Genomic DNA, 17,741 nt, shown 5'->3' on the forward strand with positions numbered 1-17,741 from the left:
AAAGGTTCCATCTCCCTGATTTTCATAGAGAACATTGGGGGTGTTTAGCACGGAACGGGATGTCACGATGTAGATATCCTGATCCATATCGTTATCGAAATCCCCTACGATTGGATGGCCTTCTTCGATCGGAATACTATTGATTCCCGCTGCATTACCTTGATTGACGTATCCTTGAGGCGTGCTCATCCACAGTTGGTCGTTTACGTTTGGAGGAGGCGCTTGAAAACCAATTGCTGTTAACTCTGAAATCGTTGCGCTGCTCTGGATGGATACAGCCATCAGCTCTTGGTTGATGACGTTCTCTTCTGGGATAATTTCGTTCGTACTCGACAACAGGAACTGCCAACGTTGCAGACTCGGATCGTAGCCAATGTAAATTCCTCGATCGACTCCTGGAGTGTGAGGCAAGATCCCCTCGACTTCAGGATTGTCAGGTGACAAGGTAAATGTAAAGTCCGTGGGATTTAGACCCTCTGCCCCGATATAGATTTTGTCAAGAGGAATGGCAAATTTGATACCGCCATCGAATAGATTGAAAGTGACCTCTGCGTCAGTATTAAATTGGAAACCCTTCTCATCCTCTACTGCTCGGAGTTTTGCGGTTAGCCGAGCGGGGTCATTTTCATGAACATAAACATCATTTCTGCCATCAGAGCTGTTTGAGATGTAAAGATCGGGGCGCAGATCGCCATTAAAATCAGCGGTTGCTACCTCCTTGCGAGTCGCATTGGGTAAGACCTCTGAGGTAATATCCCTAAACGGAATTGAAGTCGTGTCATAAATGGTAAAAGGAGTCGTTCTAGCAACCAAATCTAAATTGCCATCTCCAGATAGATCCGATAGAAAGAAAAATAGGGCATCATCATGGTCAAAACCAACAGTCTCAGACACATCCACAAAAGTGCCATCAGCATTCTGCTGAAAGATTTTCGGTGGGGCCTCGATCTCATCCTGCCTGGCAACTGCGCCCACAGCTATATCGAGCAAGCCATCATTGTTAAAATCAAACCAGAGCGGGCTAAGACCACGAGCTGGAGGATAATCAATTCCCCGCGCACTTGCTTGGTCTTCTAATATTCCGCCCTCATTAACATAGAATCGGTGAGGAAAAAAAAGATCGCCAACACCCCGCGCTCCACCGATAAGTTGGACTAGATCTTGGTCTCCATCATTATCAAAGTCAGCCCACGCTGTTCCGTGGGCGTCTCCGCTAGGCGGTTCGGCAAAGATTTCGGCAGTGGCATTGGTAAACGTTCCATCCCCATCGTTCAGATACAGGGCACTGTCACCCAAATGACCATTCACCCAAAGGTCAGGATAGCTGTCACCATTAACGTCACCCCAAGCAGCTGCGTGACTTAGACCCTGGCTCAAGATCCCTGATTCTGAAGCAGATATTTCCTCGAAAAGAACTGTACCCATAATTTGATTACTCCCAGTGACTTGACAAGATCTTCATAGATCGCTCTTCAAAGTACCCACCTTTCAAGGATTTGATGTAGATACAGTGTGATTGATTTATTAAATTGACACTCCCCCGCGTTTAAACGCGGGGGTTTTGGCTCACTCTCTTGTTAGATAAAATCTTCAACACCGATAAAGCTGGTATCGATACCGAGTACAGTCGCTAATACTTCACTCGTGTCAGCCACGCGAATCTGGGTGTTGCTGTTGACTTGTGCGATACTCAGCTGTTCAAATGTCAGCCCCGATCTGAGTTTAAAGACGTCTTGACCATCTTGGAAGTCAGTAATTTGGTCTGTACCTTTGCCGGTTTGTAACACAAAAACATCATTACCTTCTCCACCCGTGAGAACATCTCGTCCTCGACCCCCAGTTATCCAATCTGACCCATCATTACCATTGAGGTAATCTTTTCCGCCATAACCATTGAGGACATCTCCTCCTCCTCCTCCAGAGATGACTTCGTTGCGGCTGCTACCAGTAATTTTATCTTTTGTATCCCCGCCAATTTCGATGATTTGAAACAGTTGATCCGCAGGCAGATTCTCGACCGTCTGCACTCGACCACTGGGCCAGTTAATGGTAGTTTCCTGTACCTTCGTGTTGTCGGCCAGTCCAAAATGAAGCCGCTGGTGATCTTGTACTTTTGCATGTATTCCACCAGCTTGTTCGCGCAATTGGGTCACACCTCCGGCGGTAACAAAAACCTGCGCTCCAATACCATCTCGATTAGAGACGGTTCCTTGAAGATCGATTTGTAACCAATGATTGTCATTACCTTGATTGCGAAAAAGCTGGTTAGTTCCATCAAAAGCTAACTCTGGAGGTCCGTAACCATTCGTGACAAAAAGATCGAGGAAACCGTCAAGATCGTAATCTGCAACAGTGACTGTATCCCCAACTCCTAAATTATTACCTTCTGCTCCACCAGCAGCCTCAACCTCAATAAAAGTTCCGTCACCTTGGTTTTCATAGAGAATATTGGATCGATTTTGAGCAACACCAGTCGCAACGATGTAGAGATCTAGATCCATATCATTGTCAAGGTCAGCACTGATAACACTACTACCCGCAATGGAACGGCCATCAATACCTGATACGTTAGTACGATCTACAAATCCTTCTCCTGTATTGATTAACAATCGATCGCTTGTTGGTTCGGGGTCGGCTTCAAAGCCATTAGCAGTTATATTAGAAATGGATTCGGTGCTATCAATAATACCCCTAAAAGAAATTTTATCTAGAGTTGATACCACTACATCCCATTGCTGCAAATTAGAATTATAGCCAATATAAATACCTTGATCTTCGACTGGAGTGTGGGAAAACATTCCCTCGACATTGGGATCGTCTGGAGATAAAGTAAACTCTAAAATATTATCCCCTACAGGTGAAGGAAAACCAAAATCATCAGGATTCAAACCTTGCGATCCAATATAGATCTTAGATGCAGTATCTTCAAGAGGAGGGGAAATATGTGGTCTCAAGGTGAATGTAACATCTCCAGTTGTATCAAATTGAAATCCATTTTCTTCTCCTTTAGTATTAAATCTGGCTTTAATCGTATCATCATCAAATGGGACGACTTCTGAAGATATGCCTGTTCTAGTTAAATATAGATCGATTAGCCCATCGCCATTAAAATCACCAGTAGCGACATCTTCTGCCCGTAGATTAGGAGATGACATATCCTGAGTGAGGTCTTCTGTGATATCTTCAAAAACACCTTCACTTAGATCGTAAATCTGCAGTTGTCCAGCACCAGTCAGAACTGCATCTAAATTACCGTCTCCAGAAACGTCAGCCAGTATACCAGAAGCAATTCTATTGTTAATGTCTAAACTGGTCGTGTCACGAATATCCTCAAATGTGTTGTCATCAGTTTGCAGAAAAAGAGTCGGTGGTGCTTGACCATCAGGACGTGCTTTCGCTCCTACAAACAAATCGAGCAAACCATCTTGATTAAAATCCAGCCAGAGAAGATCCCGCGAGCGGGCAATAGGGTAATCAATTCCGAGTTCTTCACCTAGACCTTCTAGTATTCCATCAACATTGACATACAGTTCGTTGGCTCCCTCTCCACCACCGCTTTGTCCCCCAGATAATTCGACTAAATCTTGATCTCCGTCGTTATCAAAATCAGCCCATGCCGAACCGTGTCTATCAAGCGCCGGCACTGATATTAAAACTTCGTCAGTTACTTCTGTAAATGTACCGTCACCTTGATTAAGAAATAGATTGGGATCTGTAGAGAAATGATTATCTACCCAAATATCGGGATATGCATCGCCATTTAAATCACCCCAAGCAACACCGTAGCTTAGTCCCATGTGGGCAACGCCAGCTGTATCTGTAACTTCTGTAAAACGTATCATACTCATACTCTCTCGTTAATTTAGCTTAATCACTATATAGCGATTTTTTTTGACGTTTTGTCAGTCAACCAAACGTCCAGAATCCCTGTTTAACGGGTAGGCAAGCGACGCTCGCCATTGCAGACTCTCCTTGACTCCAGAAACACTCAGCTAGAACCCGAGCGAAACATAGAGACTCAAAACCCGACCCAAAGAGAGTTTTAGCAATTCACCGATCGACTTTTGTCAGTCAACCAGATGACGATCGCGCTGATTGAAAAAAACGATAAATTTAAGAAATGCTACAGGCTAGGTATCACCCCACGAACCTAGCCGATTCAAACGCCTAACAGGATTGACCCATGAAATAGCTTGCGATCGCGACTTAACTTGCACCAACAAGATGGCAATCTCTACAGCGAATTAGCCGCAGGCACATCAACTTTCTGACGATCGCACAAAACACTGGATGTCTTGAAAAATAGTTGAAAGCCAGATTCAGAAAGAGATAGTGGCTATTTCAGTCAAAACCTTTAGGCATCAAGGGTTTTTGAATTTTGGTCTTAGACTGTAATCGAAGATATACCATTGTCTATGACTTGAACAAGATCTTCTCTATAACTTGACAAGATCTTCATATATCGCTTGCTCGATCTTCAAAGTACCCATCTTTCAAGGATTTGATGCAGATACAGTTTGATTAATTTATTAAATTGACAATCCCCCGCATTTGAACGCGGGGAGTTTTGGCTCACTCTCTTGTTGGATAAAATCTTCAACACCGATAAAGCTGGTATTAATACCGAGTACAGTCGCTAAGACTTCACTGTAACTATTCAGGAAGTCGAGGAAAAAGAGAAGGAGATTCAGAGCGCAGAGCCGGAATCAGAAAATCGAGAATTGAACGTCCTTGGGTGCGTAGAGTCGTGACCACAGAGACCATCCGCGCAGCTAACTCACGATCGATACTCGAGTGAAACCCAAAACTCAAGCGTATCTACCTCCTACTCCCAATCAAATTTACATCCCATAAGCTCTTCTAATCTTTGATTGTGAGGACGATAAAATTCTTGCAACCGCATTAATATTTCCTCATTAATATTGCTTGAATAAGAACCTTTATTTTTTTGAGGATACTGGATTTGTTCGTAGGCTGGCAAACCTAAAAAGTTGAAAACTCGACTCATCGTATCTGACGTATTCTCCGCCAAGTCTTCAGTTTTCAATATTAAGAATTGTTCTTTCGGAAAAATATTCATCCATTGCTCTAGGAAATAAACATATAAACCCGACAAAACAATTCCCCATAAGCGATTTATATTGTTAAACCCATTAACTTGCTGAAGCTTCTCATTCAATTTGTTGATATCTTCATCAATTTTTTTCTCAAAACTTTGGTGCTTAGCACCTCGCTTTAACGAAAAGTAATAGTGAGAGATTGCTCGCTGAACGGGGTTTCTCAGAGCAACAATGAATTTAAGATCGGGAAACAGACTCTGAACTTTCTGGGCAGCTTTTGCTCCACAGGTGATATAATTTGGAGTCGCTTCACCTGATAGATAACCGGACTGACTGGGAATCGGCGGAAAGTTCGATCGATACCACTCCACACCCAACTTGTATAGATCGTCACGGTTGAAAAACTCAATTTCTTTCTCAAAAGCTCGTAAGACGCGGGGATGCTGACTGATATAGTCAAACAGGGAAGTCGTCCCACATTTCATAAAGCCAATCACAATAAAGTTAGGCTTTCTTGGAGCTGACTCATCCCAATAATTCTTCACAAACTCAGGCTTAGAGCTTAAATTCAACTGGTAGGTCGCCTTTTTGTTGTATGCGATACTCTCTGAAACGTTCCCATGCTGGGAGAGTGCTTGACTGAAGACTGAATATATTTTTTCTGGATTCTGACTCTCATACACCTCATTCAATCTAAGTTCAGTAATCCGACGTAAATTTGCTGATGACAACTGACCTTGCCGAATCAAAACAGCAAATCTTGTAAAAGCACCTACAAACTTGGGTTTAATTCGGACTGATGCGAGGTAATACTCCATAGCCTCCTCAATCCGGTTCATGTGTCTTAAAGCATCGCCTAGACCGAGATGCGCTTCATAATTCTCGGGCTTCATTTCAAGTGCCAAACGATAATAGGATTCAGCCTCAGGATACCGATTCTGCTTCATCAATCGATCGGCTTCTTGTATTGCCAGATCCTTCATCCTTTTACGAAATTGAGGCGGTATCTCATGCTGACAATCTATTACTTTTTGAAGCGCAGCAAAGGCCAGATCGATATTATCGACCTGGAGATAAAGCTTGGCTAATCTAAAGTATAAATTTCCAGCATTAGGCTTGAGTTCTATTAATCTAGTCCACAGTAAAATTGCTTTACCAATTTTTTCCTCAAGAATATAGGTCTCTGCCATTTGTTTCAAGGCAGCGATCGAATCAGGCTTGAGACGAAGAGCCATGGAAAATTGCCCTGCCGCTTTATCTAGTTGTCGTTTTTCTAGATATTGCTTGCCTTGATTCAGGTAAACCTCAAACTTCTCCAGACTCTCTGCCTCAGACTGTTTCATCATTACTTTCCTTTCCATCTAAATTTTCTATCTCCAACCGATGCAGTCGAGCTAGATAAAATTTGAATTCTGAATAACCTTCAATAATGCAAGGAAAGCATCTTCATGCATCTCAGGACTTGGATAATAATTATCAAATTTTATATCCCTAGACCGTCCAGATGGACTAGATACCGTAAGGGGTATTGGCAGTTCGTGTGGGAAGCCACGAGTTGAGACACATTCGACGTACCGATCTGAATACAGCTTGATATTCTTCATGACCTCTCGATCGATAAACTGAGGAAACTCGCCAAGGTAATCTTTCCAGCTTTTATAGCGATTAGACAGAGATGAAGGTTCTCTAACTGAAAAATAAAGTAAACACTTAGGCACCTCGATCTGACTTAGCAGCTGAATCATGGCCAAAGTATATCTCAGCTTAGTCTCTTGTCGGATTGCATCACAAAAGACCTTATCGCGTCCCTTCAACAGGGATTCGTATGCTTTAGTTGCATGTAGGCGAACACCTACAGGAATTTGGAGGCTTTCCTCAGGGGTACTCTGTAAAAAATCGAGATTTTCCTTCCTGGACAGAATAGAACTTTTATCTTCAGTGGATTGAAAAGAAAGTTCCTCAATTTTGACTGTTAACCCCACTCCTCTTTTAGAATCAAAAGCTGTATTTGAAGTCGATCTTCCAGAAAGAGTTTGCACTACAACGAATCTAGAATTATTAATCAACTCTAATAAAGATGGTTTCTTAAAAAAATGAGGTCCAATCCCTCCTACACCAATATTCAAAACCTCAATCCCTAATTTTTCAGCCAGAAGAGTAGGGTAGGGTTTCTCAACGTATCGACCAAAGGTGTGTGCCGATCCAATACAGGTAAAATAACTGCCCTTTTCTAGCTTTGGCTTCGGACCTCTAAGATGTAGATTCTCGAATTCAAAAAGATTATAGTCTATTAGTTTTTTATCTGTATTTTGATATTCTAAAGACATGTCAATATTCCTCTGTTTAGTAAAGATTAAGTTCTAATAAAGCTTAACTTTAATCGTGATTTTATTCACCAAAACTAATGCCGATCGTCTGACGTAACTTCTCGTTATAATCTCGATAAAAACTAGTTAATTTTTCATATACAAGCTCATAATCACTCCCTTCTTTCGAGTATTTACCGACGTTACGAGTCATTGGGTTCACCGAAAAGCTATCTAGATTCAGAAAACCTAAAATACCGTCCATAACCTCCTGAGGATTCCGTTTTAAATCGCTAGCATTGAGAAATAAAATATTTTTCGCGTCAAATAATTGCATATATTGTTGAATATGATAATAATAAATTCCTTTAAAAACATATCGATGACGACCCTCAACTGATAGATTTTTATCTAGCTTTATATCTAGTTTTTTAGATTTTTCATAAAATTTAATTTCAGGAATAATAGCATCTACTAAGTTTCTTTTTTCTTGTCCAATTCTCAGTTTCATATAATAATCAGATATTGCCCTTTCAGCGGGATTTCTGAGAATAAAAACCAATTTTATATTCGGAGTAGCTTTCTTGATTCTCATCGGAACAATCGGACTCGATAGATATGCGACCGATGCTTCAAAGGTCAAGTGTGTGCAGTCATTAAAGCTAGGAAAAAAAGACTTATAATATCCCAATCCTCGTTCATAAATATCATTTTTAGAAAAGAACTGTGGCTCCTTTGTTAGGGGTGGTAAAATCTGAGGATGTTTGACTAAGTAGCCATATAAAGCTGTTGTCCCACATTTGGGAGCACCAAGAACCATAAAATCAGGTAAACGATCGCTAGAGAGGGTATATTTCTCTGGATTTTCCCAGCGGATTTTTTTTAAAGATCTTGAACGCTCGCGAGACGCTCTAGAATTAAGATTAATGGCCTTATCTAAATCCCGATCGATATGCAAGTGAATCAAACTTAGAGTATGTAAACAATTTGCACTCTCACTCAGGGTGTAAATTCTTTCTAAACTCTTGACAATATAGTCTCTCAAACTTAGATTCTCTTTCAGGAAAGACACAACTTCTTCCCGAAGAAAATAGATACTATTATCTAAGGCGACAGGATATTTTGCAGCTATCATAAAATAAGCATCTATACTTTCTAAGATTCTTCCTTGTTTGACTAGACTCTTAGCCAGCTTATTCAAGCTTTCACGATTCGGTTGAGATCGAGCTGCATGTAAGAAATAACACCTGCTTGCACGTTTCAACTGACCAACTCTTGTAAAGCAATCTCCTTTCTGAAGAAGGTTATTTAATTCCATCTGCTTAAGCATGATATCCACATTATTAATTTTAATTAATTCACGACTTCTAAAGCTATCACCTAGTGCATTAACTTAACTATAAAAAATACTAATCCCAATTAAATTTAAGATCGAGAAAATCCTCTAGCTCTTGGTTGAAAGGCTTAAAAAAACTAGATAAAAGTTCTCTGACTTCATTCTCCGCCGGATCGTAGGCTCCTTGATTCACTGTTTCATATTTTCCTTCCTGGAAATTTGGCAGGTTAAGAAAAGTAAAAACAGAATCCATCAACTTTTCTATATCGAAAGATAGATCCTCCATTTTGAGAACGAGAAGCTGAGTCTTTGGGAAAAATTTAAGCCACCGCTTAATATGAGAGACATACAAGCTTCCTCCAAGAATGCCTGTATCCATAGAGCTAATATCTTTACCCTCTAAAAGTCCTAAATTAATTCGATCGATAATCGGTTGAGTGTAATCAAGTATATTTCCTTTAACTAAATTATATCTAAGAGCCATATTATAGTGAGAAATCGTTCTATCTACTGGATTTCTGAGAATTGTAATTAATTTAGCGTTTGGAAATGACTGAAAGACACGGCTAGGAGCCTCTCTATTACTTAAATAACTAGGAGTCGCTTCACCCGAGATGAAAACTTCCCCTTTTGGAATAGGCGGAAAGTGAGCTAGATACCAGTCGATACCATAGTCAAAATTTTGATTAAAAAAGTGTATTTCCTTAACATATGCAGGGACAACATCGGGATGTTGAGCAATATATCGATATAGGGAACTCGTAGCACACTTCCAAGGACCGATGATAATAAAATTTGGTCCATAGCTTGTATTTCCATTCCAAGGTTTTCCCACTTCATAGGGATACTTTTGAAGAAACTTACTTTTTCGGTGATAGTGATAGAGTTGACCGTAGTATCCTTTCTGACAGTAGTCAACTGATGCTTCTATTTTCCCTGAACTTGCGAGCAGTTTACTGAGAATTTTGTACGCTGAGTAACATTCTGGATCTATCTCAATTATTTGATAGAAATATTTTGCTAACTCTGATGCTTGGTCTTTAGTGAAGTTCTGAAATAGAAAAGATCCAAAGTTCAACCTGTCTTGCCGATTCTTCTTGACCTTCAGAGCTGCTACAAACATATCTACAGCTTCATTCCATCGCCGGCTTCGGGTTAAAAATTCACCCAGCTCCTTATAGTAGATGAAACAACTATTATCCAAATGAATTGCTTGCCTATAGTGATGTTCAGCATTTTCGTGTTGACCTGTATTCACCAAAATTTTTGCGATCTCGTAATGAAGAGATGGATCGTCGGAGTTCAAGTCGATTGCTTGCTTGTATTCTGATATCGCTTCTTTGAGCTTACCTTTTTTCAATAAAACTTTTCCTAAGCCAATATGAAGCTGATACGATCTAGGATTAGAAGCTATAGCACTTGAGTAAAGAGTTGCAGCTTCTTCTAGCTCTCCAGCTTTGTATAGAGCTTCTGCTTTCACTATAAGAAATTGATGATTCATGTTTGATACGGATGAAATAGGAAATTAAAATTTTCTTATTTTAAAACTAATTTAATATTGACATAGATTTTCTGTTCTATAATGACTCAGTTGAAACTCACGCAATAAAAAAAATTTTAATTGCTAATATATTGTCTCAATTTATTAAAATCAGACCTGTACAAATTCTCAATTTTTTGTCTAATTTCTGGAATAACAGCTTCATAATTTCCTTCATTGACGATCTTCAAATCATTAAAACTAAAACGATCGACTTCTAGAAAATCACAAATTCTATCGAGCACCACTTGCGGTGACTCAAACAAATCTTCACTCTTGACAATCATAATTTGATTAATGCTAAATTTATTTAGCCATTTCTGTAAATGTCGATAATAAAAACTATCAGAGAATGCATCTGGTATTCGGCTTAACTCTTTATCTCCTAGTGAGTCCGAGTGGTTGACAATATTTTCAACTCTCTCAATCAGATGCGTCAAGTTTTCAACCTCTCGCCCCTCTCGAACTGCCATAAAATAATGAGATAAAGCTCTGTCCACTGGATCGCGTAGGCAAAGAATTAGCTTTGCATTCGGTGTCGTAGAATATAATCTTTCTGGAGCATGAATTGAAGAAAAGTAACCTGGAGTGGCTTCTCCGGTTCGGAAACCAGGAGGAATAGTATCTGGAAAATTAGAAAAATACCAATCACGACCTCGATCGAAGTGAGACGAGAAGAACCGAACCTCCTTGACAAGGGATGGAATTAACCGAGGATGTTTCACTAAGTAATCGTATAGAGAAGTTGTTCCTGATTTTAGGGTTCCGATAATGATAAAATCAGGCGCTCTAAGGGTTTTATTTTCAGCATTAGACTGATGAAGCGATCGTAGCTTTTCACTTTTAATAACAGATCGATAGAGACATTCTTGATTAATTGAGATAGATCTTTCGATCTCACCACTCCTGACATAGAGATCGCTTAAGCAAAGATAAGTAAACTTATCGACTTCAGATTCGTTACCATCGATCGTCTGACGAAAGAAATCAATTAACCGCTGTATCGTTTCTGTATCACTGACTTTCCTGATTCCGTTGTAGTAAAACTGATTTAGATATACTTTCCCGCCCAAACCTGCACGAATCGCTTCAGTATAAAGTTCCACAAATTCATCAATATAGCCCTGGAATGCACAAACATTGATTAACTGCTGGTAGGCTTCACGCTTGACCCATTTTTTGGCTCTCAGCGTCATTAAAATTCCATAAGCCTCATCAAGCTTTCCGTCTCTAATCAGGTTTTTAGCTTTAGCCATCTTTGAAGATGGACTGTCATCTGACGGCTTGGAGGGGCTGCTCATATTTTTCGAATCATATTTCACACTCATGATATTACCCTATTGCAATCTATAAGATCTCTCCGATCTGCATAACTTGATGTTTCAAGAGATCTTCACTTGAATTGAGCTTTACAGATTCGTTAGCATTAAATAATGTTAGATCCCAATCTTCCTGAAGCTTGGTCTGATATTTCTTGTATTCAAAAGCCCCTCCTACATGCTCATCTCGTTGCACTTCCCGTTCAACATATTCTGCAAAACTATGAAGATACTTAAAGTGAAGTAATGCACCTCTCGCTTGTGGAATATACTTCTTGGCAATATTTGTCCAATGATGCCCTGCATAGATGACAACATCTTTGTCGTATCGAAATAGAGGAACTTTATTGACTGTAAAAACCAGATCCTGAGGATTTGGATTGAAAATGCGTTGCCTGAGTCCCCCTCGAAAGTAGGTCATATTGCCACAAGGCCCAGAATTCTTCTCCGTGTAATGATAAAAAGTTCGATCGAAGTAAGGACATACATTCAGGAAGTTGTCTCCCTGCTGATAAAAACTGTCCCTCACAGGTTGCTCGGAATACATATCCAGAAGAACCACTGGAAGTGCATATTTTTCATGAGCCTCTAAACGATGACACAGTTCTGGGATATCAAAAGATTCGAACCCAGGATAGTAAAGAACTTCATCTGCATCGATATTCAAGCACCAATGTCCATTACCATATTTTTTGAGCAAGATCTCATTCCAATCGATTCCCATGTGGGCTTCCTTGTAGGAACGATTTGTTGTCCAGACATAAACATCCGGTTGTTCTGCCAAAAATTCTGGTGTGCCATCTTCTGAGTTATTCTCAGCAACAAAGAATTTTCGGATCCCCTTACTCCGATAGAAATCAAGCAAGTAAGGCAAGCGCAATCGTTCATTCCTCACGACCATGAAGCAGGGAACCTCATTCGGTTCAAGCTCAATCGGTTTGCGATCGACTCGCTTGAGGTCATATCGTTCAAACCCACGATCGCAATCTCCCCGCTTGACAAAAATTCGTCCCAGCTTCTGTTTTACATTCGTATTGTCAGGATGATGTTGCAAAACCTTCTGATACTGTTCTATCGCTCGATCTAAAAAAGCATTCTCACCCTCATCTATTTGACGAGCGGCCTCAACTTGCTGGGTATAGATGCTCAGGTGGGATAATTTTTCACACCCGCTTAAGACTTGCGTCAGTTGTCGCCCTTGCCAAGACTGAGGGCTAACACTCGCAAAAGTTTTATAAATGGAGTTAATTTGCTGTAAAAATTCAATGGGTTCACCGTCTAAAGTTAAACTTTGATGAGTTGTGAGCAGGGGATAAGGATAGTTCACAATATCCTGACCCATTGCCATGGCCTTGCATAACTGATGAAGATTGTGTGCCTGTAGTTTGAGACTATCCTGATAGGGAGACTGTAGGATAAAATCCGTTTTGAACGCAGCAATAACTTCCGCCACTTTTTCCGAGGTGACAATCTCTAGCAATGAGTTGGGGGGAGACTCTACTCTCATTGGTTGGGATTGAGAGAGGATAACTGGAAATGTAATGACATCAGCATCCGAACGAGCCACTGCCTTCTGGAAAGATTCAGCAAATCCTTCGAGCAAAATGCAATCTACCGTCGGTAGGTTCAGAAAATATCGAGAGGGACGTTGATTGACAACTGTATTCACGATATCACCGAGAGACAAGTTTGCAGACACTTGAATAAATTTCAACTCAGGGTATATGCTTTTGAGGTATTCGTAGTAGCGATTATCATCGAATTGATAGGTTAGAATGACCTTAAATTGTCCATCACAGATACGCTTGAGGCTATTCAGGAACAGGTTATGGTGTTCAGAAGAAATCTGGGATAAATGACAATGAATTGTCAGTGAAGCATCCGATCCTACAGAAAAAGAATTCTGCGAATTTGCAAATGCTTCTGTCATCAAAGCAAATCGCCGAGCCAGTAATTCAGAATTGACTTCAACGAGTGCGTTAACGTTGGCAACTAAAGGTTGCTCGGGATAGCTAGCAATTGCATCTTCTAACTCAGACTTGAGGGAGTAGGCATTTCCTGGCTTAAACCACCTCAGACACTCTTGACGCTTGACCAGACCAATCGTTTCTTGAAATCCTCCTGTAGCAGAAGCAACAAGAGAAACCCCAAGTTGACCAATTTCAAGTCCAGTATTCGGAAAGTTTTCCTCGATACTCGTCAAACAGACAATTGGATTGTGTAAATTGCGAACAAAGTTTAAAGCCTGTTGAGAAAATAGGTCCGGGAAAATATCATAGGAAAGCACCCCAGGAAAAGATCGGTCTAAATAGGTCTGACTGTTATACTGTTTGATCTCGTGTTGAGATAGAGAAACGACTTTACCCAGGAATATGACATATATCTTACTCAGCAGTTCTTGTTTCAACTTTTTCAGGGCATCAACAAATACTAAAAACCCTTTTCTTTCCTCTAATCGACCAAAGAAAACAACCGGGATTCGATCGCCAATTCTACTGTTGAGGGCATCAACATCTGGGTCATGACTTTTAGGATAATCCTGCTCAATGACTGGGAAACAATAGGGCAAATGAATGGCTTCTTCTACAGACCAACCATATCCGGATACTCTTGTCTTTAAAAAATTTGATAGATGGATCGAAAGATCGGCTTTTTCAAAAGATAGTCTTTCCCTCTGGCTGACATCAAAAAACCACTTCCAAGAATTAACGTCATCAAATGTAAATCGATTATTTACATCAAAAATCCAATCGTGAGGACCGTGAATTGTTGTTGCAATTACGGTATTACTTTTGAGTAAACCACTTTCCTTAGCTTCTATTGTTGGGTAGCCAATTCCCCAGAAATCCTGAAACTCAATATAGAGATGTGTTTTTTCACTAAAATACTGGCAGAGGGATTCTAAAAAAAATAAGATCCAGTAACCTTCTCGACCAATCCAATCCCAATCGGCAAACTGTGCCAGAATCGACTCATGCAAATCAGTTGTAGAGAGCAATCGATTTAAGGCATTTGCCGAAATGATACTACTGATATGAGGGACATGGGAATCACCCTCAAAAATTGCCTCTTCATTAAAAAGAATTAGAATAATTTTCCAACCGTCCTGAGCCAACTTTTGACTTAGGGTTCGATAATACGTTCCAATCCCTCCGTTCTTAAAAATTCCTTCAAATTCACTGGCCACCAAGATAGCGACCTTCTCTTGTGTACATTGAGGTAGGCTTTGTATGACTTTATCTTGGAGTAGTGCCTTTTCCTGCCCAGTCACGAAATACACGATCCTTTCTCCTCAAATCTAGACAATAAGAAGCCCAACGCAGCAGCAAAACGATTCTTCGCGAAACAACTTTTATGGGAAAGAAAGCTCTTCAAATGATGGGCAACCCCCTTGACTAGAAAATATATCCCCCAATTTTTCAAGGTATGTTGGGTTATTCGGTTCTAATTCGACACAGGTCTCGTATTCTTTGATTGCTTCTGTTCTCTTTCCGAGCTTTTCTAAAACATTCCCCAATCTAAATCGGGCTTCTGCATCATTCGGGTCAAGTAGACTCACGATCTGATATATTTTCTCAGATTCTTCCCACAGATGATACCTGAAGCAAAAGCCCGCATAGTCATCTGCAAGATGGTGCAAAGCTTGAAGAGCTTTCTCTTTGAGCTTAATGTTATTGCGATCGAGTTGAAATGCACGATGATAGCACCAACTGGCTTGTGCTCGATCTTCTTCCTGCAGTAAATCCCCGAGCATTGTCAAAAATTGAACCCGGATCCAATTGGGCGCATCCTCTGCATGAATTAGTTGTTTCAGTTCGCGCACAGCTTCTTGCTTTTTGCCTTTCAGATTCAGGAGCTGAGCTAAATCCCATCTTAACCAACAGTTGTCAGGGAGTAAATTATTTGCATATCTAATATTGCTCAGGGCTTCATCTAGTTTTTCTTGATTCTTCTGAGCTTCCACTAGCTCTCTAATGATCCATGGCTCTTCGTGTCGTTCGACAATTGACTGAAAAATTTTCTCAGCCTTTTCATACTCTCCGACTTTGGCGAAACAAGAAGCAAGAGTCCGAGAGAGTTGAACATCCTCTGAATAATGATTTAAACCGAGCTGACAAAATTGGATAGCACGCTCAAAATCTTCTATTTCTTTCAGCTTATTCGTGAGGAAATGATAAATCTCAATCTTTTGTGCTGATTTTATGTCGATCGCTTCAATATATGACACGATCGTCTGGTCAAAATCCCCATTCTGCGCAGCTTCAAGACCTTTCTGAATGTACTCATCTGCTGTTATGCCTTGGTCTTCAATCTGAGGGGTAGGAGAAATATTGTCTGCACCAACCGCTAAATGCTCTACATTACTAATGATTTGCTGGAGTCGATGAACCAGCATGTGGCGTTCGATCGCAAATTGATGTCGCTTTCTAGCCCCTTCAATCCCACCTATCTCAAATAATTTTAATGCCTTGCCATAGGCATCTCGAATACTCTCTACACTATCGTCATCTATCCTCACTACAGGCAAGGAAGTTTGAAGATCGGACGGGAATACCCGATCTAAATCCATCACATTGCTCGGTACAATGGGCACTTGTCCACACAGCAGTGCATCAAAAAACCGTTGCGATAGATCCCGATTCAACGGCAAACACAAGGAAACCTTATAACCGCACCACTGCTTGAAGCGATCCTCCAAATTCAGTCCAAAATAAACTTCCTGATTCGCCTGATCGAACAAGAGTATCCGATGATCTGGAATCTCCTGCTGAATTTGCTCGATTAAACGATTTCGCCGCTCTGAGAAATCATAGCGAGTGAAGCCTCCATAGAGTTGATTAGATCGTTCCTGCTCTCCATAAATCGAAAACCAATGCTGGGCCTGTTCAACTGTCCACTGGGTTGTACACAATGGAACTGAAACCTCATCGAGAATACTCCGGGAACTCTTAAGTAAATCCTTAGCAAACCCATGTCCAGGAATACAAACATCGACCCAGTCAATTATTTTAAGATTTTCATAATAATCATGATGATTATCCCAAAACCAACCTATAATTAATCCAGAATAACCCTGTTTTCGCAAGCTTTTGATAATCAATTTTTCATCATAAAGATGAACCAATAATAAAATCGCGTCAAAACTAAAAGCATCAATTTCTGTGATATCACCACAAAATTCTATATGATAGCTTTTTCGTTTAAAGTACTGCTGAACTTCTGTGTTGGATTGACTAGAAAAAATTCGATCGGCACGTCGGCTAATGACTAAAATGCGTTTCTGAGTTAACTGTGAAAATTGTTTTAGCTTACCACTTGGGTTCTGGGATTTTATTTGAGACTCAGCAGTAACAATAGATTGAGGACGTAACTCAATCGCACGGCGGTATTCTGTAATTCCTCCTTCCGCATGTCCCAGCTTAACCTGAGCCTGACCCAAACCATAATGAAAATCTGCATTCTCTGGCCATAACTCAGTGGCTTTCTGATAAACTGCGATTGCCTCTTCCCATCTTCCTAGCTCCGATAATGCCTTTCCTAAATTATGATAAGACCAGGCATACTCAAAATTAAATTCTATGGCTTTGCGATAGAAACTCACAGATTCCTGGTATTTTTTATGAAGGAATAAAGTGTCCGCTAGTTGATGGTAATAGATAAATTTATTTGGTTCTAACTCAATTGCTTTATAATAAGCATTAACTGCTCGATCGAACTCATTTTTCTGGGCAAAAGTATTCCCTAAGCTATAATAAGCCTCTGCTATATTGTTATCTAATTCAATAGTTTTTTGTAAATAAGGAATTGCCTCTTCGACTTTCCCTTGATACAAAAGCGATCGCCCTAAATTACAATTAACCCAAGGATGATCGGGTTGAAGTTCGATAGCTAGCCGATATACTTTTTCTGCTTCCTCATATTTATTCTCAAGTAAAAGGCTTGCCCCCTGGTTCAGATATTCTTGGGTAGAGTTGCTTGTCTGGGTCATCGCTAGCTGATTTTAAATTTTTAAATTACGTCTGGAACTCTAGCTGTTTGCAAAAACATTGACTCCGCGAAGAATTAGTCGAGAATATGTGAATAAACTGCCGGGGAGGTGTCCCCGTGACTACCCCAGCGACCAAACTGGGTTCTACCATAATGAAAACCGCTATAATTCATATAACTATTCAGCTAGAC

9 protein-coding genes are annotated in these 17,741 nt (G+C 40.4%); all 9 read right to left on the reverse strand.

What is annotated here, in order from left to right; translation table 11 throughout:
* Positions 1-1,425, reverse strand: a 1,425-nt coding sequence (locus AC2215_RS01505; RefSeq protein ID WP_486808182.1) for an FG-GAP repeat domain-containing protein, incomplete at its 3' end; no start/stop codon positions are given.
* 152 nt (positions 1,426-1,577) lie between these two features.
* A complete protein-coding gene (locus AC2215_RS01510; protein WP_486808183.1) occupies positions 1,578-3,842 on the reverse strand; it encodes a CRTAC1 family protein in 2,265 nt (754 codons plus the stop codon).
* Positions 3,843-4,825: 983 nt separating this feature from the next.
* On the reverse strand, positions 4,826-6,406 hold the full coding sequence (locus tag AC2215_RS01515) for a tetratricopeptide repeat-containing sulfotransferase family protein (RefSeq protein WP_486808184.1): 1,581 nt from the start codon (positions 6,404-6,406) through the stop codon (positions 4,826-4,828).
* Positions 6,407-6,454: 48 nt separating this feature from the next.
* Positions 6,455-7,387, reverse strand: coding sequence for a DUF6473 family protein (locus AC2215_RS01520; RefSeq protein WP_486808185.1), 933 nt, complete (start codon positions 7,385-7,387; stop codon positions 6,455-6,457).
* Between the two features lie 61 nt (positions 7,388-7,448).
* On the reverse strand, positions 7,449-8,696 hold the full coding sequence (locus AC2215_RS01525; protein WP_486808249.1) for a sulfotransferase domain-containing protein: 1,248 nt from the start codon (positions 8,694-8,696) through the stop codon (positions 7,449-7,451).
* 79 nt (positions 8,697-8,775) lie between these two features.
* Entirely contained in the window at positions 8,776-10,203 is a 1,428-nt protein-coding gene (locus AC2215_RS01530; RefSeq protein WP_486808186.1) for a tetratricopeptide repeat-containing sulfotransferase family protein, read from the reverse strand.
* Between the two features lie 116 nt (positions 10,204-10,319).
* Entirely contained in the window at positions 10,320-11,570 is a 1,251-nt protein-coding gene (locus AC2215_RS01535) for a sulfotransferase domain-containing protein (RefSeq protein WP_486808187.1), read from the reverse strand.
* Between the two features lie 19 nt (positions 11,571-11,589).
* Entirely contained in the window at positions 11,590-14,841 is a 3,252-nt protein-coding gene (locus tag AC2215_RS01540) for a glycosyltransferase family 2 protein (RefSeq protein ID WP_486808188.1), read from the reverse strand.
* A 72-nt stretch (positions 14,842-14,913) separates the two neighbouring features.
* Positions 14,914-17,550, reverse strand: coding sequence for a tetratricopeptide repeat protein (locus AC2215_RS01545; protein ID WP_486808189.1), 2,637 nt, complete (start codon positions 17,548-17,550; stop codon positions 14,914-14,916).
* Positions 17,551-17,741: the final 191 nt, after the last annotated feature.

It is taken from the genome of Zarconia sp. (assembly GCF_057467645.1).